17 protein-coding genes and 1 riboswitch are annotated in these 18,693 nt (G+C 64.4%); of the genes, 7 read left to right on the top strand and 10 right to left on the bottom strand.

Going from position 1 to position 18,693, the window contains the following annotated elements; genetic code table 11:
- Window positions 1-132: 132 nt before the first annotated feature.
- Together JQ631_RS21300 and JQ631_RS21295 are read left to right on the top strand one after the other, a co-directional pair.
- Window positions 133-1,011, top strand: coding sequence for a substrate-binding domain-containing protein (locus JQ631_RS21300; protein WP_212328894.1), 879 nt, complete (start codon window positions 133-135; stop codon window positions 1,009-1,011).
- Between the two features lie 9 nt (window positions 1,012-1,020).
- Window positions 1,021-1,593 (top strand): PQQ-dependent catabolism-associated CXXCW motif protein, encoded by a 573-nt coding sequence (locus tag JQ631_RS21295; RefSeq protein WP_212328893.1) that lies wholly within the window; start codon window positions 1,021-1,023, stop codon window positions 1,591-1,593.
- 43 nt (window positions 1,594-1,636) lie between these two features.
- Here JQ631_RS21295 and JQ631_RS21290 read toward each other — a convergent pair whose 3' ends face one another.
- The 6 genes from JQ631_RS21290 to JQ631_RS21265 all read right to left on the bottom strand — a co-directional run bounded on the left by JQ631_RS21290 (window position 1,637) and on the right by JQ631_RS21265 (window position 6,494).
- Entirely contained in the window at window positions 1,637-1,936 is a 300-nt protein-coding gene (locus JQ631_RS21290; RefSeq protein ID WP_212328892.1) for a copper-binding protein, read from the bottom strand.
- A 149-nt stretch (window positions 1,937-2,085) separates the two neighbouring features.
- The gene (locus JQ631_RS21285) at window positions 2,086-2,700 is read right to left on the bottom strand and encodes a hypothetical protein (RefSeq protein ID WP_212328891.1); all 615 of its coding nucleotides are present in this window, start codon (window positions 2,698-2,700) and stop codon (window positions 2,086-2,088) included.
- Window positions 2,697-3,545, bottom strand: a complete 849-nt coding sequence (locus JQ631_RS21280) for an ABC transporter permease (RefSeq protein WP_212328890.1) — start codon at window positions 3,543-3,545, stop codon at window positions 2,697-2,699. Before JQ631_RS21280 ends, JQ631_RS21285 begins: the two co-directional genes overlap by 4 nt.
- Window positions 3,542-4,348, bottom strand: a complete 807-nt coding sequence (locus JQ631_RS21275; protein WP_212328889.1) for an ABC transporter ATP-binding protein — start codon at window positions 4,346-4,348, stop codon at window positions 3,542-3,544. Before JQ631_RS21275 ends, JQ631_RS21280 begins: the two co-directional genes overlap by 4 nt.
- Window positions 4,345-5,328, bottom strand: coding sequence for a YVTN family beta-propeller repeat protein (locus JQ631_RS21270; protein WP_212328888.1), 984 nt, complete (start codon window positions 5,326-5,328; stop codon window positions 4,345-4,347). Before JQ631_RS21270 ends, JQ631_RS21275 begins: the two co-directional genes overlap by 4 nt.
- A complete protein-coding gene (locus JQ631_RS21265) occupies window positions 5,313-6,494 on the bottom strand; it encodes an ABC transporter substrate-binding protein (protein ID WP_212328887.1) in 1,182 nt (393 codons plus the stop codon). The genes JQ631_RS21270 and JQ631_RS21265 overlap by 16 nt, the downstream gene beginning before the upstream one ends.
- Window positions 6,495-6,554: 60 nt before the next feature.
- Here JQ631_RS21265 and JQ631_RS21260 point away from each other — a divergent pair, with 60 nt between their 5' ends.
- Window positions 6,555-7,127 carry a DUF3280 domain-containing protein gene (locus JQ631_RS21260; RefSeq protein WP_212328886.1) on the top strand — a complete coding sequence of 191 codons (573 nt, stop codon included), beginning with the start codon at window positions 6,555-6,557 and terminating at the stop codon, window positions 7,125-7,127.
- Window positions 7,128-7,196: 69 nt separating this feature from the next.
- On the opposite strand, the gene fghA is transcribed toward JQ631_RS21260, so the two are convergent.
- Window positions 7,197-8,042: an S-formylglutathione hydrolase gene (fghA, locus tag JQ631_RS21255; protein WP_212328885.1), complete on the bottom strand. Its 846-nt coding sequence runs from the start codon at window positions 8,040-8,042 to the stop codon at window positions 7,197-7,199.
- Between the two features lie 73 nt (window positions 8,043-8,115).
- Window positions 8,116-8,736, bottom strand: coding sequence for a response regulator (locus JQ631_RS21250; RefSeq protein WP_212328884.1), 621 nt, complete (start codon window positions 8,734-8,736; stop codon window positions 8,116-8,118).
- A gap of 184 nt (window positions 8,737-8,920) precedes the next feature.
- Between JQ631_RS21250 and JQ631_RS21245 the strand changes: the two genes are divergently transcribed.
- From JQ631_RS21245 to JQ631_RS32350, 4 genes are all read left to right on the top strand, one after another.
- Complete coding sequence (locus JQ631_RS21245) at window positions 8,921-10,282, top strand: histidine kinase (protein ID WP_212328883.1); 1,362 nt, start codon at window positions 8,921-8,923, stop codon at window positions 10,280-10,282.
- A gap of 170 nt (window positions 10,283-10,452) precedes the next feature.
- Window positions 10,453-12,924, top strand: coding sequence for a TonB-dependent receptor (locus tag JQ631_RS21240; protein ID WP_212328882.1), 2,472 nt, complete (start codon window positions 10,453-10,455; stop codon window positions 12,922-12,924).
- 213 nt (window positions 12,925-13,137) lie between these two features.
- Window positions 13,138-13,344: riboswitch (cobalamin riboswitch) on the top strand.
- Window positions 13,345-13,518: 174 nt separating this feature from the next.
- Window positions 13,519-15,189 (top strand): TonB-dependent receptor, encoded by a 1,671-nt coding sequence (locus JQ631_RS21235; protein WP_349645012.1) that lies wholly within the window; start codon window positions 13,519-13,521, stop codon window positions 15,187-15,189.
- 30 nt (window positions 15,190-15,219) lie between these two features.
- Window positions 15,220-15,894 (top strand): TonB-dependent receptor domain-containing protein, encoded by a 675-nt coding sequence (locus tag JQ631_RS32350; protein WP_349645011.1) that lies wholly within the window; start codon window positions 15,220-15,222, stop codon window positions 15,892-15,894.
- Window positions 15,895-16,139: 245 nt separating this feature from the next.
- Here JQ631_RS32350 and JQ631_RS21230 read toward each other — a convergent pair whose 3' ends face one another.
- Together JQ631_RS21230 and JQ631_RS21225 are read right to left on the bottom strand one after the other, a co-directional pair.
- Complete coding sequence (locus JQ631_RS21230; protein WP_212328880.1) at window positions 16,140-17,165, bottom strand: ABC transporter permease; 1,026 nt, start codon at window positions 17,163-17,165, stop codon at window positions 16,140-16,142.
- Window positions 17,162-18,679, bottom strand: a complete 1,518-nt coding sequence (locus JQ631_RS21225) for a sugar ABC transporter ATP-binding protein (protein WP_212328879.1) — start codon at window positions 18,677-18,679, stop codon at window positions 17,162-17,164. The genes JQ631_RS21230 and JQ631_RS21225 overlap by 4 nt, the downstream gene beginning before the upstream one ends.
- Window positions 18,680-18,693: the final 14 nt, after the last annotated feature.

Raw genomic sequence — 18,693 nt, 5'->3', positions numbered from 1 at the left:
CGACACTTTTCCGCCTCAGTTCAGGGTTCGCCGCGTTGCGCTGCAACACAACAAGCCAACGCCAAGTTTGGCAAATAGAATGCGTCCATGCGTTGCATGGATAGCATTCGAATGAAACGAGGAGGAAGCGCGATGGAGGCCGGACGACATCGTCGCTGGTTGATTTCACTGTGTGTGATGGTGGCGTCTTGTGCGATCGGCGACATCGCCCGCGCGCAGACGAATGACAGTGGTGACCTCTCGTTCGAGCTGGTCGACCCAAAGGTGCTGCGCGTCTGCGCCGATCCACGCAACATGCCGTTCTCCAACGAGAAGGGCGAGGGGATCGAGAACAAGCTCGCCGAGCTGTTCGCCGACAAGCTGCAGAAGAAGCTCGACTACGTGTTCTTCCCGCAGGCCACGGGCTTCGTGCGCATGACGCTGGGCGCGCATCGCTGCGACGTCATCATGGGCTTCCCGCAGGGCGACGATATCGTGCAGGGCACCAATCCCTATTACCGCACGACCTATGCGCTGGTCGCCAAGGCAGGCAGCGGGCTCGAGGATGTCGACACGCTCGAGGATCCAAAGCTGAAGGGCAAGCATGTCGGCATCGTCGCCGGCACGCCGCCGGCGACCAACATGGCAATTGCAGGCCTGATGGGTGACGCAAAGCCCTATCCGCTGATGATCGACACGCGCTACGACAATTCGGCGCAGGCGATGATCGACGATCTCACCGCCGGCAAGATCGACGCGGGTGTGCTGTGGGGGCCGATGGCGGGCTATTATGCCAAGAAGGTCGGCTCGATGCACGTGACGCCGCTGGTGAAGGAAACGACAGGGCCAAAGCTGGTCTATCGCATCGGCATGGGCGTGCGCGCCGCTGACCAGAACTGGAAGCGGCAGCTCAACAAGCTGATCCAGGAGAACCAGGGCGAGATCAACAAGATCCTGCTCGACTTCGGCGTGCCGCTGCTGGACGAAAACGACCGGCCGCTTGGCGTGGAGGCGGCCAAGAAAACACCTTGAGAAAACACCATGAGGCGACATCTTGCCGCTGCGCTCGTCGTCGCCGCCCTCGCGGTGCCGGGCTTGGCGCAGCAAGGCTTGGCACAGCAGCAGGAGCCGTTCGAACCCGAGGGCTATCGCACCGACAATTACCGCGCGCCGGTGCCGGCGACGCTGGAAGGCGCGCGCGTGCTGACGACGGCAGAGACTGAGACGATCTGGCGCGCGAAGAGCGGTGCCTTCATCGACGTGCTGCCGCGCGCGCCGAAGCCGAAGAACTTGCCAGCCGGCACGGTGTGGCGAGACGCGCCGCGCAAAAACATTCCCGGCAGCATCTGGCTGCCGGACACCGGCTACGGCGCGCTGCCGCCGGCGATGGACGATTATCTCCGGCGCGGTCTCGCGCAAGCCTCGCACGGCAACAAGTCCGCGCTGCTCGTGATCTACTGCCTCGCCGATTGCTGGATGTCCTGGAACGCCGCCAAGCGCGCGCTGGCTTACGGCTATTCCAACGTCGCCTGGTATCCCGAGGGCACCGACGGCTGGGAGCACGCGCGTTTGCCGACGGAGGAGGCGCAGCCGGAGCCGCGGCCCGAGCAGTAGGCGGGCTCACTCCTCGTGATTGCTTCGTCGCAAGTGCGGCGAGCTACTGCTTCTGCAACTTGGTCAGCGTGCGCGACCCGTCGCTGTCCGTCGCGGTGTAAGTCACCCTGTCGCCGGCATGGACGGCATCCAGCATCGCGGCGTCCTTGGCCTTGTACTGCTGGAGCGCGCCGGCGCCGCCGGCACTGCCGCCGACCGTGCCTTTCTGCGTCTGCTGGATCGAGATCGTGCTGTTGAGCCTGTTGATGCTGGTGACCATTCCGGTCATGTCGTCAGCAAAGGCACTGGATGCGAGCACCGTGATGGCCGCAGCACCTGCGAGGATGAATTTTGCTGTTCCCATCGAGCCCTCCCGTTGCTGGAGATTCACAGGACAAGCCATCCTAGATCGATTTGGTTCCGGCAGATAGCGCGGCAAACATTAACGATCGCGTTGATATCGCGGGAACTTTTATGAAAGTCGTCAGCAGGATTGACGTTATAAGGCTCGCGCTATTCCATTTCCTGCTGGATGACGCGGCCGAGCGCGAACAGGCGTTGGTCGATCGTGGTCGGGACCTCGCACACGAAACGCACCACCTTGCGGCGGTCCTCGAAGATGCGGGTCTCCCAGATCAGCTGGTTGCTCATGCTGTCGACCTTGGCGTCATCGCGCGGCGTTGCGTCCTGCAGCGCCTGGAGCTGGATAGTCTCCTCGCGGATCTTGTCGGCGGCCTCGCGCTGCTTGCGGCTGACACGCTCGAGCCCGCCCATGACCTGGGAGCGCTGGGCGTTCAGCGTGTCGAACAGGCCGGCGAACAGCAGTTTGGCGTTGGCGGTCTTGTCGGCGGCGGAGCCTGCCAGGAACTCCTTTACCGACTTCTCGGCCTCCTCCAGCGGCGTCTTGCGCGCCGCGAGCTTCGAGACCAGCGCGCTGACCTTGCTGTCGTCCTTCCACTTGGTCTCGGCGTCGTCGAGCGCAGGACCGGCCCAGACCGCGGCGAGCGAAATCTCCGGAACCTTGGCCTGCGCACACGGCCAGTTGGGATAGCGCGGATCGGCGGCGTGTACGGCGGTCGCGGAGACCGCGAGCGCAAGAGCCGCCATGGCAAGTGTCCGAACCGTCATCCTTCGCCTCCCGCGGGCCCGCGCCGTGCCAGCCCGCGCGAGGGATCATAGGCATAGATCGCGGCGATCATGAAGACGATTGTGCAGCCGGCGACGACGGCGAGCGAGATCCAGTTGACCTGCCCATACAGTGCAAAGCGGATCAGCTCGACCGCATGGGTGAACGGATTGGCCTGGCAGACATAATAGAGATAGGGGCTGCCTTCCTGCACGCGCCAGAGCGGATACAGCGCGGAGGACGCAAAGAACATCGGGAAGATGACGAAGTTCATCACGCCGGCAAAGTTCTCCAGCTGCTTGATGCCCGAGGAGATCAGCATGCCGAGCGACCCCAGCATCAGCCCAGACAGGATCAGCGCCGGCAGCACGGTGAGGTAGCCGATCGGCGGCGGCGTGATGTCCCAGAACCAGGCAATGATCAGGAACGCATAGACCTGGAGCAGCGACACCGCGGTGCCCGCCAGCAGCTTGCAGAACAGCAGGAAGCCGCGCGGCAGCGGGCTCACCAGCAGCGTGCGCATATTGCCCATCTCGCGGTCGTAGACCATCGAGAGCGAGGACTGCATGCCGTTGAACAGCTGGATCATCGCCATCAGTCCTGGCGCGATGAAGACCTCATAGAGGATGTAGGTCTCGTAAGGCGGGATGATGGAGATGCCGAGCACCTGGCGGAAGCCGGCGGCGAAGATGAACAGCCACACCAGCGGCCGCACCAGCGCCGAGACGAACCGCTCGCGCTGATGCAGGAAACGCAGACCCTCGCGCCAGACGATGCCGGTGAGGCAGGTCATGTACTCCGAAGTCGAGAAGCCGCGCGGCGCGTCGCGCGTGGTGATGCTGCTCATGCGCCGCCTCCTGGCATCATTTGCGCACCGGTCAGGCGCATGAAGGCCGTGTTGACGTCCTGCGCGCCGGCCTCGGCGATGACGCGGGCCATCGGTCCTTGCGCCAGCACCTTGCCTTGATGCAGCACCACGAGATCGTCGCCGGCCATGATCTCGTCGAACAGGTGCGTGGCCCAGAGCACGCCGATGCCTTGCTCGGTGACGAGCTGGCGGACATGGCTGATGATATCGGCACGCGCCTTGACGTCGAGGCCGACGGTCGGCTCGTCCAGCAGCAACAGCCGCGGCCGGTGCAGCAGCGCGCGCGCGATCTCCAGACGCCGCATCTGCCCGCCGGAGAGATCGCGCACCTTGCTGCCGGCGCGATCAGAAAGGCCGATGCGCGCGAGCAGCTCGGCGCTGCGCGCGGCGGCCTCGCGCCGACTGATGCCGTGCAGGGCGGCGTGATAGAGCAGGTTCTGCGTCAGCGAAAGATCGAGATCGAGCGTGCGTGGCTGGAACACGACGCCAAGCAGCCGCAGCGCCTCGCCGGGTGTGCGGCTGACGTCGTGGCCGAAGATGCCGACGCGGCCGGTCTGGATGCCGAACAGGCGGGTGATCAGCGAGAACAGCGTGCTCTTGCCGGCGCCGTTGAGGCCGAGCAGCGCAGTGAAGCTTGCCGGCTGGACGTTGAAGGAGACATCCATCAGCGCGCGGCGCGGGCCGTAGGCATGGCTGACGCCGTCGATCGACAGGGCCGACACCCCGGCCGGATCGGGCCTCGGCATTTCCTGCGGTTTTGCAATGGGGGCGGGGGTGGTCATGGCGCGATCGTGATGCCCCAGGGCAGTTCGCCCACCTGAATGGTCTTGATCACCTTTTGCGCGGCGACGTCGATCACGGAAACGTCGTTGGAGACGCCATTGGTCGCGAGCAGATATTTTTCATCCGGCGTGAACGCCATGTGCCAGACGCGCTGTCCCACCAGCAGATATTTCGTCGCCTTGCGCGTTGCGGTGTCGACCACGGCGATGCGGTTGGCGGGGCCGAGCGCGACGAAGGCGGTCTTGTCGTCCTTGGTCATGCCGATGCCGACCGGCTGGATCGCCTCTTTCCGCAGGCCCGGAATCTCGAACGTGACCTTGCCGATCACCTCATGCTTGTTGGGATCGATGACCGAAACAGTGCCGCCGATCTCGGAGGACACCCATAGTTCGGAGGCGTCATGCTTGAACTCGGCAAAACGCGGGCGCGGGTCGACCAGCACGTTGGCGACGATCTGGCGCGACGAGGTGTCGATGAAATGCGCCATGTTGGTCGTCTCGGAGGTGTTGATCAGAATCTTGCCGTCGGGGCTGATGGTCATGCCCTCGGGCTCGACGCCGACCTGGATGTCGCCGAGGCGGGCGCGCTTCTCCAGATCGATCACCGTCACCGTATTGTCGTTCTCGTTGGCGACATAGAGCGTCTTGCCGGCGGCATCCTGGGTGAACAACTCGGGGTCGGGGCCGGAAGGCAGGCTGTCCACCACGGCTTGGGTCTTGGTGTCGATCACCTGGATGGTGTCGTCGTCGCCGACCGCGACCATCACGAATTTGCCGTCGCGGGTGAACTCGATGCCGCGCGGGCGCTGGCCGACCTTGATGGTCTTGGTCACGGTCCAGCTGTCGGTGTCGATCACCGACACCGTGTTGCCCTTCTCGTTCGAGACGTAGGCGATGAAGGCATGCGCGGGTGCGGCCGCCAGCATCAATCCGGACAGCAATCCCGCGCGCAACATCCGTGTCGTCATTTCAGCTTGCATTTGCTCTCCGGGCGATCGTAGCCGAGCGTGTCGAGCTCGGAGACCTGGTGCAGAAACCCTTCCTGCGGCGACACCGACACCACCATGCGGCCGTCGACCAGCAGGATCGGCTGGCGGAGCTGGAGATTCCAGTCGCGCACGGTCAGCCGCGTGCCCTTGAAGGCGGCGATCTCGAAGTTGGGCCCCTTGATGAAGTCGGTGACCTTCTTGACGTCGCCGGAATTGGTGCGGGACGTCGCTTCGCCGATCATGCGCACCGCGGTCCAGGCCTGCATGTCGAGCGCGGTCATCCGCCGTGAATTGAGCTTCATGAAGCGGTTCTGCATCTGGATCGCGCCCCATTGGTCCTGCGCGGCATCCCAGCTGCGCGGCATCAGGCCGGCCGAGCCGGCGACGGGACGCGGGTCCCAGGTGCGGTAGGGCAGGTAGGCTGCAAAGACCTCGCTCTCGTCGGCGGCGACCAGCACATCGTAGGCGGGCGCCTGCTGCGTGAACACCGGCATCTGCCGCTGGATCAGCGTCACGCCCGAATCCGTGCGACGTGCGCCACCCTTGTCCTCGAAGGTGCGCTCCTGCACGATCTTGGCGCCGAACCGCGTTGCTGCGCGCCGCAGCGCATCGGCGTAGAGCTTGTCCTCGTCATGCGAGCCGACCACCAGCAGCCAGCGCGGCCACTTCTTCCACACCAGATACTGGCCGAGCGCATCCGCAAGCATCGAGCGTGTCGGCGCCGTATGGATGACATTGGCGCGGCAATCGGCCTCGCGCAGCCGCTCGTCGATCGCGCCGGCGTTGAACAGCAGCGTGCCGCGGTCGCGCAAGGCGTCGGAGACTTTCAGCAGCGCATCGGCCGGCAGGTCGGCAATGATGAAGCCGTTCTTCTCGGCAAGCGCGGTCGCGGCCTGGACCGGGTCTTCGCCTTCCCTGATGCGGTGCTCCTCCAGCGTGAAACGCTGGTTGAGGAATCTTCCGGTGGTGTTGTTGTCCTCGATCGCGAGCCTGGCACCGGCGACGCCGTCATTCTCCGCGGGCTGCTCGACCAGCGACAGCGTCGGTCGGGTGCCGGCGACACCGAGATAGCCGACGCCGATCGTGACCGGGTCGGCCGCGAGCGCTTGCATCGCTGCCAGACACAGGCCGATCGGGCCAAGCAACCATCGGATCATGCTTCCTCCAGATATCCTCCCCGGCTTGACCGCCGGTGGAGAATTGTTTCTGCTGGAAGCATGACCGATTTGGCAAGGCTTGCAACCCCGCATTTCGTCCTCGCGCGCACGCGCGCTGGAATCACGATCGTGCGAGCGTTGCTGTGTGTCACCGCATTGCTGTTGACGGCATCGGCCGCATTCGCCGATCCGCCGAAGCTTGCGGTGTTCGACTTCGAACTGATCGACACCAGCCTGCCCGGTGAGTTCTACGGCTCCAGGCCGGAAGAGGTGCGGCTCGCGCATATCGGCGACCAGTTGCGCAAGGAACTGGCTGACTCAGGCCGGTTCCAAATGCTCGATATCGCCCCGATCAGGGATGCCGCCCGTCACGCCAATCTGCAGGCCTGCGGTGACTGCGACCTCAAGCTTGCCGGGCAGCTGGGCGCGGACATCGAGATCACCGGCATGGTGCAGAAGGTCTCGAACCTGATCATCAACCTCAACATCTATTTGCGCGACGTGAAGACAGGAAAGATGATCACGGCGGCGAGCGCCGACATGCGCGGCAACACCGACGAATCCTGGTCGCGCACGATGAGCTATCTGATCCGCAACCGCCTGCTCGCGCCGAATTACGGCAAGCCGGAGTAGGTGGCGTCGCAGCGGCGGTGCCGTTTCACTCTCCCACAAGGGGAGAAGGAAGAAAGCAGCGAGCAGCCGCTAGGCCTTCAATCTCTCTGCATGCCAATGCAGATGATCGCCCATAAACGTCGAGATGAAATAATAGCTGTGATCATAGCCCGGCTGGCGCCGCAGCGTCAGCGGGATGTTGGCTTTGGTGCATGCGGCCTGCAGCAGCTCCGGCTTGAGCTGCTCCTTGAGGAAATTATCGGCCTCGCCGACATCGACCAGGAAGCCTGAATATTTCGCGCCGTCCTCGATCAGCGCCACCGTGTCATGGCTGCGCCAGGTCTCCTTGTCCGGCCCGAGATATCCGGTCAGCGCCTTGATGCCCCAGGGCACCTGCGACGGCGCCACGATCGGGGCAAAGGCGCTGGCGGCGCGATAGCGATGAGGGTTGCGCAACGCCACCGTCAGCGCGCCGTGACCGCCCATGGAATGGCCCATCACCGACTGCCGCCTGGCATCGACGGGAAAATTTCCCGATACCAGTTTGGGCAGTTCGTCGGTGACATAGCTCCACATCCGGTAATTGCGGGCGAACGGCGCTTCGGTCGCATCGACATAGAAGCCGGCGCCGAGGCCGAAATCATAGGCGTTGTTGGCATCGCCAGGCACGTCCGCCCCGCGCGGCGAGGTGTCGGGGGCGACGAAGATCAGGCCGAGTTCGGCGCAGGCTTTGCGGAATTCACCCTTCTCGGTGACATTGGCGTGGGTGCAGGTGAGGCCGGACAGATACCAGACTACAGGCAGCTTGGCGCCTTGCGCATGTGGGGGAACATAGACCGAGAACACCATGTCGGTTCCGGTCGCCGCGCTCGCATGGCGATACACGCCCTGCACGCCGCCATAGGACGTATTGGTCGAGACAGTCTGGATCGTCATGCCTGATAGCTCCGTGGCATCTCGCCACATCGAGGATGCAATGCTTGTGTGACCGAAGTTTGTGGCGAGCTTCTTAGGCCACGCCGCTGTCGATCGCCAGCCGTACCAGCTCGACCGAAGTCTTCACCCCGAGCTTCTGGCGCATGATCGAGGAGGTGTTGGCCACGGTCTTGTATGACGATTGCACCAGCCAGGCGATCTCGGACAGGCTTTTTCCGGCGCTGAGCAGCCGCAAGATCTCCATCTCGCGCGCGTTCAGCTTCGACAGCGGGCTCTGCGTCAGCGCAGGTCCTGCGAAGGCGATGCTGCGCGCGATCGCGCTCGGAAGATAAGTGCCGCCGCCGCCGACGGTGCGGATCGCCTCGACGAGATCGTCGGGATCGCCGGTCTTGGACACGTAGCCCTTGGCGCCGCACTCGATCGCGCGCGCCGCGAAGGCCGGGTCGTCGTTCATGCTGAACATGATGATGCGGGCCTCGGGCGCGCGCTCGAGGATGCGGCGCGCGAGCTCGAAGCCGGAGACGGTCGGCAGGTTGATGTCGATGACGCAGAGGTCGGGGCGCTCGACGATGAAGATGCTCTCGCCATCCTCGGCGTCGGCGGCTTCCAGAATCTCGATCTCGCCCTCATCGGCCAGCACGGCGCGGCAGCCGGAGGCGACAATGGGATGATCGTCCACGATCAGAATGCGCATAGGCGTTCCCCGTGACAGCGCCGGCCTGCATTGTCGCGCCGCATGATGCCGAATGACGAAGCGCGTCGGCTCATGCAACCCGGCCGGGATTGCTGTACGCTTCCGATTAGATATCGGGCGCTTCGGCTCTGTCAACGCTATCGGACGGGCACGAGCGATCCCTGGCGAGGCTTGGGCGAAAGCAATGTGGCAAAATCTATCCTTGCGCGGGCGCATCAACCTTCTGCTGGCGTTGCTGCTGGCACTCGGGCTCGCCGTCAACATCGGCCGTCAGGTCGCGGAGGCCGGGCCGCGCGTGCAGGCCGAGGACCAGAGCGTGATCCGGCTCGCGCGCGAATTCATCGAGATGATCGTTGCCGATCTCAACGAGGCGCCGGATCCGAATGCCCGGCTCAATCAGATCGCGCATGACTTCAACCGCCTGCGCCATGTCAGCATCGCGCTCCGGGACGCCGGCGGGAACCCGCTGACGCCGCCGCGTCCTGATACCGATGACGACACGCCCGGGCCGCCGGCCTGGTTCGTCAGCCTGGTTCATCCCGAGCAGACCGCGGTCAGCGTGCCGGCCTCGGTCCATGGCCAGCCCGGCTCGCTCGTGATCACCTCGCACCCCAATGACGAAATCGCGGAGATCTGGGACGCGATCGTCACCCAGCTCGAAGTCGGCTCAGCGATCGCGCTGGTGCTGTTCCTGGTGATGATGACGGTCGTGGGCCGGGCACTCGCGCCGCTGGAATCCCTGGCGCAGACCATGGGCGAGCTCGAGGACGGGCACTACGACGCGCGAGTCGCACCCGGGGGCGCGCCCGAATTGGCCGCGATCTGCACGAGGCTCAATCATCTGGCGGCGACGCTGGGCGAGGCGGTCGAGGACAAGCGGCGCCTTGCCGAGCGCGCGGTGTCGCTCCAGGACGTCGAGCGCAAGGAGATCGCGCGCGAGCTGCATGACGAGTTCGGGCCGTACCTGTTCTCGCTGCGCGCGCATGCCAGCGCACTGGCAAAGCTGGCGGACGGCCGCGCGCCGAGCGCGGAGGCGGTGCGAAAACACGGCGGCGCGCTTCTTGAGCAGATCAACGCGCTGCAACAGTTCACCCGTCGCGTGCTGGAGCGCTTGAGGCCGGTCGGCCTTGCCGAGCTTGGCCTCGGCAAGGCGCTGGAATCGCTGTCGCGGCTGTGGCGCGAGTCGCATCCTGACGTGACGATCGAGACCACGATCTCGCCGGCGCTCGGGGCCACCGGAGAGACGGCTGATCTCACGATCTACCGCGTCGTGCAGGAGGCGCTGACGAACGCGTTCCGCCATGCCGGTGCGACCGCGATCAACGTCGTGATCGAGCCGGGAGAGCAGCCGGGCCGCGATGGCCGCTTCTGTGCCCGGGTGCGGGTCAGCGACAATGGCCGCGGCATGGAGCCCGGCCAGAAACTGGGCTTCGGCCTCGTCGGCATGCGCGAGCGCATTCTGGCGCTCGGCGGTACGCTCAACGTGGCTTCGGGCGAGGGCGGAGGCGTCACCGTGGAGGCGTTGGTTCCGACCGCCGCGGCCTGATCCTGCTCGGGAAAATTCCCGATCGGGAATAATTCCCGATTTGGTCGGGAAAACGGGTGCGGACAATGCCCGACCTTTTGTAGCTAGTGCTCGAGCCACTGCCGAATACACTCGTCTCAACCAAGCGGCGAAATCGAAAACAGCCGAAGGTGACGGGTGGAGCGTTGGGGATGGGCAAGCTGGGACACGCGCGACGTCTGCTGATGGCCTCGGTCTCGACCGGGCTGCTGTCCGGACTCGCTTTCGTGACCGCGGCAGGCGCTGCGCAGGACGAGGAAACCAACGTCCAGAACCTGCCCGCTGTCGAGGTGGTGGCGCCGCAGCCGACCCCACGGCGCGCGGCCCGGCGGCCGGTCGCACGGGCTGTAGCGAACTCCGGCAAGCCCAGCGGTCGCAGCAGGATCTACGTCTATCCAACCGCGCCCGGCACCGGCCGAGGTCTCGAGGTCGACAAGGTTCCGTCGGCGATCAACGCCGTCGATGCCAACCAGATCAAGCGCACCGGCTCGCTCAACGTCACGGATGCGTTGCGCGACAACATCGCCGGCGTCAGCATCAGCGAGGTCACCGGCAACCCGTTCCAGCCCAATGTCGAGTTTCGCGGCTTTGTCGCCTCGCCCATAACAGGCACGCCGCAAGGACTCGCGGTGTACCAGAACGGCGTGCGCATCAACGAGGCCTTCTCGGACGCCGTCAACTGGGACCTGATCCCGACCGCCGCGATTCGGTCGGTGACACTGGTGACCAACAACCCTGTCTTCGGCCTCAACGCGCTCGGCGGCGCGATCAATCTGCAGATGAAGGACGGCTTCACCTATCAGGGCGCAGAGGTCGATCTCATGGGCGGCTCGTTCGGCCGCATCCAGGGTTCGGCGCAATGGGGCAAGCAGGTCGACCAGAACTACGGCGTCTACGCTGCGCTCGAAGGCCTGCACGACAATGGTTTCCGCAACTTCTCCCAATCGGACGTGCGGCGCTTCTACAGCGACGTCGGCTACAAGGCCGGCGACAGCGAATTCCACGTCAACATGGGAGTCGCCAAGAACGATTTCGGCGCCAGCGCCACCGTTCCGGCCGAGCTCCTGAACAATTACTGGGGCGCGACCTACACCACACCTCAGACCAGCTCCAACCGCGTCGGCTACCTCAACCTGACCGCCAAGGCCGACGCGACGCCGACCTGGACGCTCGAAGGCACCGCGCATCTGCGCAGGTACGAGCAGAAGATCGTCGACGGCAATCCGACCGACGCGCAAGAGTGCACCGATCCGGGACTTGCTGGTCTTCTCTGCTTTGGCGACGGCGCCACGGCCGCAAACGGCGTCAACGGCCTGCCGATTGCCAATCCTTTTCCGACGGGCACGATTCTCGGCGAGATCGATCGCAGCTCCATACGTTCGACCACCTTCGGTGTATCGGGGCAGGCGACCAATACCGACCAGCTGTTCGGGCACGACAACCGCTTCGTGATGGGCACGAGCTATGATGCGAGCGTCACGCGCTACAACGCCACCGCGGAAATCGGCACGATAGGGGAAAATTACGTCGTCAGCGGCAGCGGCATCTTCCTGGGCCCGACGCCCACGACGGACCCCGTTGCCGGCCCCGTCTCGCTGCGGACCGTCAATCAGTATAACGGCTTCTATGCGACGGATACGTTCAACGTCACGGACGCCTTCGCGATCTCGGGCGGAGGCCGCTTCAACGTGGCGCGCATCTCGCTGGAGGACCAGCTCGGCACCGCGCTGAACGGCGATTACACCTACACAAGGTTCAATCCTGTCATCGGCGGCACCTACAAGATCACGCCGGAGCTGACCGCCTATGCCGGCTATTCCGAGGCCAACCGCGTGCCGACGCCGCTCGAGCTCGGCTGCGCCGATCCGAACAACCCCTGTCTGATCGCGGCGTTTCTGGTCTCCGATCCGCCGTTGAAGCAGGTCGTGTCCAAGACCGTGGAAGCGGGCCTGCGCGGCACCAGGGAGCTGAACATCGGCACGCTCGGCTGGAAGATCGGCGGCTTCCGCGCCACCAACTATGACGACATCCTGGCCGTCCCCGTTCCCGGCCGGACCGGTTTTGGCTATTTCACCAACGTGGGCAGGACGAGGCGGCAGGGGCTCGAGGCCGAGGTCAACATCAAATCACCGACGCTTCAGTTCCAGGCGAGCTACACCTTCGTCGATGCCCGCTTCCTCGACGCCGTGACGCTCGGCTCGGACAGCCCGTTCGCGGATGCCGACGGCAACATCCAGGTGCTGCCCGGCAACCAGATCCCCGCTGTCCCGCGCCACCGCGTCAAGCTCGGTGTCGACTACGCCATCACCGATGAGTGGAAAGTCGGCGGCAACGCGCTGTTCGTCTCCAGCCAGTACCTGGTCGGCGATGAATCCAACCAATATTCGAAGCTGCCATCCTACACGGTGTTCAACCTGCACACGTCCTATCAGGTCACCAAGAACGTCCAGCTCTACGGCAAGGTCGACAACATCTTCGACAACAGGTACGCGACCTACGGACAGTTCTTCGACACCACGGCTGTGCCGAACTTCACCAACGGCGGAAACCCCTTCACCGATCCGCGCTCACTGAGCCCGGCAAGGCCGCGCGCGTTTTACGCGGGGATGCGGGTGACGTTCTAGGTCGCAGACCATTGCGAATTGATGCGTACGCTGACGGCGAATGGTTGATTCATTCTCAGGTCCGAGCTTGGGCCCCGGTTTAGCGGCTCGCAACTGAGGCGGTCCGCTTCGCGGGCATCGGAAGATCGTTGCCAAAGTGACACGGTACGGCGCCGTCGTGCCTCATTGCGACATTGTGGCCCACCCGCGGTGTTGACCAGCTTGGCGTCGGATGTCAGTTTTTCGGTCGGTAGTGTCCGCAAGGACTATTCAAGGGAATGCGGTGCGTCCACATCAGTGGACAATTCCGCGGCTGCCCCCGCAACTGTAGGCGGATAGCCGACGACCAACAAAGCCACTGGAGCGCGTTCTGGTCTCTGGGAAGGTGGTCGAAGGCGATAACCCGCGAGCCAGGAAACCTGCTGCCAGCCATGAGTCACGCGCGAACGCATTGGGCGGGGTGCCCTGATGTCTGACAAGTAGCCGGAGTATCTGCCGCCTGGGGCGAAGGTAGATAACGAAGGCAACCGCGGTGGCAGTTTGTTTGCGTCGCCGCAGAGCGTTGTCGTGCAATATCTTCATTTTCATGCTGGCGTTACGCCAGGGTTTTCGCGTGTGTTCTTGATCTCTCTGCTCTCTTCAGCGTCGCTGTCATCGGCGGCGCTCGCGCAGAATGCGGCCCAGAACAAGCCACCGGTCGAAATCGGCCCCGTGACCGTCACCCCATCCACCCCCAAGCCGGCCCTCGCGGTCAGCCCGGGCAATCAGAAGCCTCGCACTGCGCGCCGGGCCACGACGCGGAGACCGACGGCACTGATCGCTGCAAAGCCCATCAACCAGCCCACGAGCGACACGACACCGCTGAACACCGCCCCGGTCACCGGGGTCTCCTCTCGCCTTGGCATTTCGGCACGGGAAACACCCGCGACCGTCGAGGTGATCAGCCAGCAGACCATGCAGGACCGGGGCATCCGGACTACCACTGACGTCGCGAAGGCGGCGGTCGGTGTCACCGGCGGCGATGCGCCAGGCGCGCCCGCGATCTTCTCGATGCGCGGCTTCAGCGGCGATCAGCTCACGACGCTCTATAACGGCATCCCGATCGGGCCGTCGACCATGACCGGCCGCCCTATGGACGTTGCGGGCCTCCAGCAGGTCGAGATTATCAAGGGGCCGGATTCGCTCGTGGCCGGCCTCGGCGCGACCGGCGGCGCAGTCAACTACGTAACCAAGGCGCCGCATACGGGTCCGATCGTGAATGAGGCCTTCACCTCTTACGATTCCTTCAACGGCTATCGCGCCGGCTACGGATCGGGCGGCTCTACGCTGATCAACGGTCTCGACTACCGCTTCGACATCAGTCATTTCAACGACAAGAGCTTTATCGATGACTCCTATTCGAAGCTCAGCAACGTCTCCGGTCAGTTGAATTATCGCGTCAACGACAGCCTGAAGGTTTGGGGGGCGGCGGAGTACAAGCAGGACAAGGACCGCTTCTACTGGGGAACACCGATCGTGCCGGCGAACGGGGCAGGTATCGTGCCGACGAATGGCATCGTCTCCGGGACTTGGAGCAACTATTATCTCGGCGGCGGCACGTCGGTTCCGGCGACCATCGACGCGCGCACGTTGACGACGAATTACAACGTCCTCGACAATCACAGCGGCGCCAACGAACTCTGGCTGCGCAGCGGCTTTCAATGGGACATCACCAACGACATCTCGCTGAAGAGCCAGGTCTACGGCTATGACGCCCACCGGCACTGGTTCAACAACGAGATATCCTCGTTCGACCAGACCGTTGGCGGCCTCGCCGGTGCGCAAAGCATCTATCGCGAACGCCTGGCGCTGGATCACGCGCAACGGCTCTACGGCAACATTACGGATCTCACCGTCAATTCCAGTATCGGCGGCATGGATAATCGCTTCGTTGCAACCGTGGCGGCGAGCAACAACCAGTTCAACGTCTCGCAGGATACGCTGTTCGGCAACGATTACGTCGACCTGCTCAATCCGGATCGTGGGCTCTACGGCAACCGGAGCGACGAGAAGATCTACACCCGTGTCAACACCGCATCGCTGTCGTTCGAGGACCGGCTCAAGCTGACCTCGACCTTCGCGTTGATCGGCGGCATCCGCTTCGAGGACATCAAGCTGGACCGCACCCGGTTCGACCCCAGTGGTGTGCTCGAATCCGCAAAGGGCTATCCCTTCTCGACCACCTTCAATCCCATCACCGGCCGCATCGGCTACACCTGGGACATCGCCTCCGGCGTCATGCTGTAAAGCCAGTACGCAACTGCTGCGGACCCGACGGTGGCCAACATCTTCATCCTGGCGCCGTCGGTGCCGCTGCTGCTGACCACGTCGCGGACCTACGAGACCGGCGTGAAGCTGCAATCGGCCGACAAACGCGCCGAGGCCACGTTCTCGGCCTTCGACATCGAGCGCAAGAACGTCTACGTCCCCGAAAGTGGCATCGTCTTCAACGTCGCTGGCAAGATCGAGTCCAAGGGCATCGAGATCGCGGCGGCGATCAACCCGGTCGACGGGCTGAAACTGTGGGGCAATGCCGCCTTCGTACAATCGCACTTCATCGACTTCACCTATGTCGACGGTGGTGGCGTGTTCCAGTCCTATTCGGGCAAGACGCCGCCCAATGTGCCCAACTTCGTCGCGAATGCCGGCGCGTCCTATCGGTTCGACACGACACTTCCGGTCGAGATCGGCGCCTCGATGCGTCACGTCGGCGACCGCTTCAACTTTCAGGACAATATGGTCGTCATGAACGCCTACACGACGTTCGATGCATTCGCGTTCGTCGACATCCCGAAGACCTATTTCAGCGGCGTCGAGAACACGCGGCTCTCGTTCCGCGTGCGCAATCTGACGAACAAGCTCTACGCGGCCTGGGGCGATCCCGGTTATACCGACCAGATCATCCTGGGCGCGCCGCGAAGCTACGAGGTGGCGGCGTCATTCAAATGGTAAGGCCTGCGTGCATGTCGCCTGCTTGGGCTCAACAGCGTAGCCAGGAGGCGGGACGGCCAAAGGTCGCGATGATGCCACTATGCGCCTGTTTTGCCCGACGGGTCAAGCGATATGCTGTTTTTCAGAAATCATGCGCCTCAACAGCAGGCTCATGCGCGATGACGATTTACCCCGATCTCATCACGTCTTAAGCTTTTGATTTCGCTGTCCTCGCCTACTGTGCATGGGGTTGTTTTCGGGCTTCCTCACTCCGCCTTCACCTGCTCGAGCGGGGCGGCCGCGAGGCTCGGCTGCCCTCGGCCCTTGGCCGCACCCACGCGCTGCCGGCGCTGGACGAGATACTGGTCGGCGAGCACGCCGATCAGGATCACCGCGCCCATCACCGCGAAGTTCAGCGAACTCGGGATGCCCAGCAGATTGACGAGGTTCTGCAGCACCTGGAGCAGCACGGTGCCGAGCACGACGCCGATGATCGAGCCTTCGCCGCCGCGCAGCGAGCAGCCGCCGAGCACGGCCGCTGCAATGGCATAGAGCTCATAGAACGAGCCGTGCACGGCCGGCGAGATCGAGCGGGTGTACATCGCGAACAGGATCGCGGCGAACGCGGTCAGCCCGCCGCAGATGACGTAGGCGGAGATCATCACGCGCTCGGAGCGGATGCCGGAATAGCGCGCGGCCTCCTCGTTCTTGCCGACGGCGTAGAGGTAGCGGCCGAATACCGAGCGGTGCAGCAGCACCCACGCAACGGCGGCGACCACGATCAGCGCCACCACGCTGTGCGGCAGCGGAAAGCCCAGGACGTTGGTGCGGCCGGCCATCAGCCATTCCAGCGTCGGGAAGCTCGCGCCGTAGCCGAAGCCGGCGGTCGCGTCCTCGGTGTAATAGCGCGCCGCGCCGCGATAGATCAAAAGTCCGCACAGCGTCACCACGAACGGCTGGATATGCATCCGCGTCACCAGCGCGCCGTGCACGACGCCGATCACGAGGCCGCTCGCGATGATCGCGGCAAAGGCGAGCATCCAGTTGACGTCGTGATTGACGATGAGGTCGATGAAGAGAACGCCGAGCAGCGCGATCACCGATCCGACCGAGAGCTCGATCCCGCCGATGATGATGACGAAGGCTTCCGCGATCGAGAAGATGCCGAACATCCCGACCTGGTTCAGCGTGTTGGAGAGATTGCCGACGTAGAGGAAACGCGGATTGATGAAGGCCACGACCGCGCCGACGACGAGGATCAGGACCAGCAGGCTCAGATCTTTCTTGTTCAAGGCACCCTCATCTCAACCGCGTGGCCGACGGCCAACTGGAGCACGTTGTGCTCGCTGAACTGGCTGCGATCGAGGAAACCCGAGATCGCACCCTCGTGCATGACGGCGATCCGGTCGCTGACCCCGATCACCTCCTCCATGTCGCTCGAAATCATCAGGATCGCGACGCCCGCGTCCGTCAGCCGGCGCAGCATCTCGTAGATCTCCTGCTTGGCGCCGACGTCGACGCCGCGCGTCGGCTCGTCGAAGATCAGCACCTTGGGCCGCATCGACAGCCATTTGGCCAGCACGACCTTCTGCTGATTGCCGCCGGACAACGAGCCGACCGTGGTCTTGACGTCGGGCGCGCGGATCTTGAGCCGCTCGCGCTGGCTGCGGGCATTCTCGGTCTCCTGCGCCGTGTTCACCAGGAAGAAGCGCAGATAGGACGACAGGTCCGGCAGCGAAATGTTCTCCGCGATCGACACGTCGAGCAGGAGCCCGCAGGCCTTGCGGTCCTCCGGGATCAGGTAGATGCCATGGTCGATCGCCGCGCGCGGGTTCGCGACCCGGATCGGATCGCCCTCGAGCCTGATCACGCCGTCGCGGAGCGGGTCGACACCAAAGATCGCGCGCGCCAGCTCGGTGCGTCCGGAACCGACGAGGCCTGCGAGCCCCAGGATCTCGCCGCGTCGAACCGACAAGCTCACCGCGCGCTCCGGATAGGTTTCGGTCACGGCCTCGACGATGTCGAGCACGGCCTCGCCGGGCGGAGCGGCCGGCGGCACGTAGAGCGATTTGAGGTCACGCCCGATCATCAGGCGGATCATGGCCGCAGGAGACAGCTCGGCGCGGGTCAGCGCGCCGACCATGCGCCCGTCGCGCAACACCACGGCGCGGTCGGCACATTGCATCACCTCGTTGAGGCGATGCGTGATGAAGATGATGCTGACGCCGTCTTCCTTGAGGCCGGCGATGACCCGCATCAGCCGGTCGGTCTCGGCCAGCGTCAGGCTGGAGGTCGGTTCGTCCATGATGACGAGCCGCGCATCGAGCGACAGCGCCTTCATGATCTCGACGAGCTGACGCTGCGCCAGCGACAGCTCGGCGAGCGGCGCGTCCGGCGCGAAATCGGCCCCCAGGCGGTCCAGCAGCGGCTGTGTCCTGGCGTAGAGCGCCTTGCGGTCGATCAGCCGCAGCGGCCCGCCATGCACGGGCTCGCGGCCGATGAATACGTTGCCGGCGACGTCGAGATTGTCGAAGAGATTGAGTTCCTGATGCACGAAGGCGATGCCGGCGGCGATCGCCTCGGCCACGGTGAACGCGCTCCGCTCGGCGCCGTCGACGCGGATGCTGCCGCCGCTCGGCTCGACCACGCCGCCGAGCACCCGCATCAGCGTCGACTTGCCGGCGCCGTTCTCGCCGATCAGGGCGATCACCTCGCCCGGCGACACGGCAAGGCCGACGTGGTCGAGTGCGACCACGCCGGGATAGCTCTTGCTGATGTCGATCAGTTCGAGAAAAGGCTCAGGCATTGACGGTTGCGGGC

This window comes from Bradyrhizobium manausense (assembly GCF_018131105.1).
In the GTDB taxonomy this organism is placed as follows: domain Bacteria; phylum Pseudomonadota; class Alphaproteobacteria; order Rhizobiales; family Xanthobacteraceae; genus Bradyrhizobium; species Bradyrhizobium manausense_B.
The sequence above is the reverse complement of the archived record's forward strand: the minus strand, read 5'-3'. Positions and strand labels throughout refer to the sequence as shown.

Coding starts and splice junctions, on each gene's coding strand:
- JQ631_RS21300 (WP_212328894.1), top strand. CDS start 133: ATGGAGGCCGGACGACATCGTCGCTGGTTGATTTCACTGTGTGTGATG.
- JQ631_RS21295 (WP_212328893.1), top strand. CDS start 1,021: ATGAGGCGACATCTTGCCGCTGCGCTCGTCGTCGCCGCCCTCGCGGTG.
- JQ631_RS21290 (WP_212328892.1), bottom strand. CDS start 1,936: ATGGGAACAGCAAAATTCATCCTCGCAGGTGCTGCGGCCATCACGGTG.
- JQ631_RS21285 (WP_212328891.1), bottom strand. CDS start 2,700: ATGACGGTTCGGACACTTGCCATGGCGGCTCTTGCGCTCGCGGTCTCC.
- JQ631_RS21280 (WP_212328890.1), bottom strand. CDS start 3,545: ATGAGCAGCATCACCACGCGCGACGCGCCGCGCGGCTTCTCGACTTCG.
- JQ631_RS21275 (WP_212328889.1), bottom strand. CDS start 4,348: ATGACCACCCCCGCCCCCATTGCAAAACCGCAGGAAATGCCGAGGCCC.
- JQ631_RS21270 (WP_212328888.1), bottom strand. CDS start 5,328: ATGCAAGCTGAAATGACGACACGGATGTTGCGCGCGGGATTGCTGTCC.
- JQ631_RS21265 (WP_212328887.1), bottom strand. CDS start 6,494: ATGATCCGATGGTTGCTTGGCCCGATCGGCCTGTGTCTGGCAGCGATG.
- JQ631_RS21260 (WP_212328886.1), top strand. CDS start 6,555: ATGACCGATTTGGCAAGGCTTGCAACCCCGCATTTCGTCCTCGCGCGC.
- fghA (WP_212328885.1), bottom strand. CDS start 8,042: ATGACGATCCAGACTGTCTCGACCAATACGTCCTATGGCGGCGTGCAG.
- JQ631_RS21250 (WP_212328884.1), bottom strand. CDS start 8,736: ATGCGCATTCTGATCGTGGACGATCATCCCATTGTCGCCTCCGGCTGC.
- JQ631_RS21245 (WP_212328883.1), top strand. CDS start 8,921: ATGTGGCAAAATCTATCCTTGCGCGGGCGCATCAACCTTCTGCTGGCG.
- JQ631_RS21240 (WP_212328882.1), top strand. CDS start 10,453: ATGGGCAAGCTGGGACACGCGCGACGTCTGCTGATGGCCTCGGTCTCG.
- JQ631_RS21225 (WP_212328879.1), bottom strand. CDS start 18,679: ATGCCTGAGCCTTTTCTCGAACTGATCGACATCAGCAAGAGCTATCCC.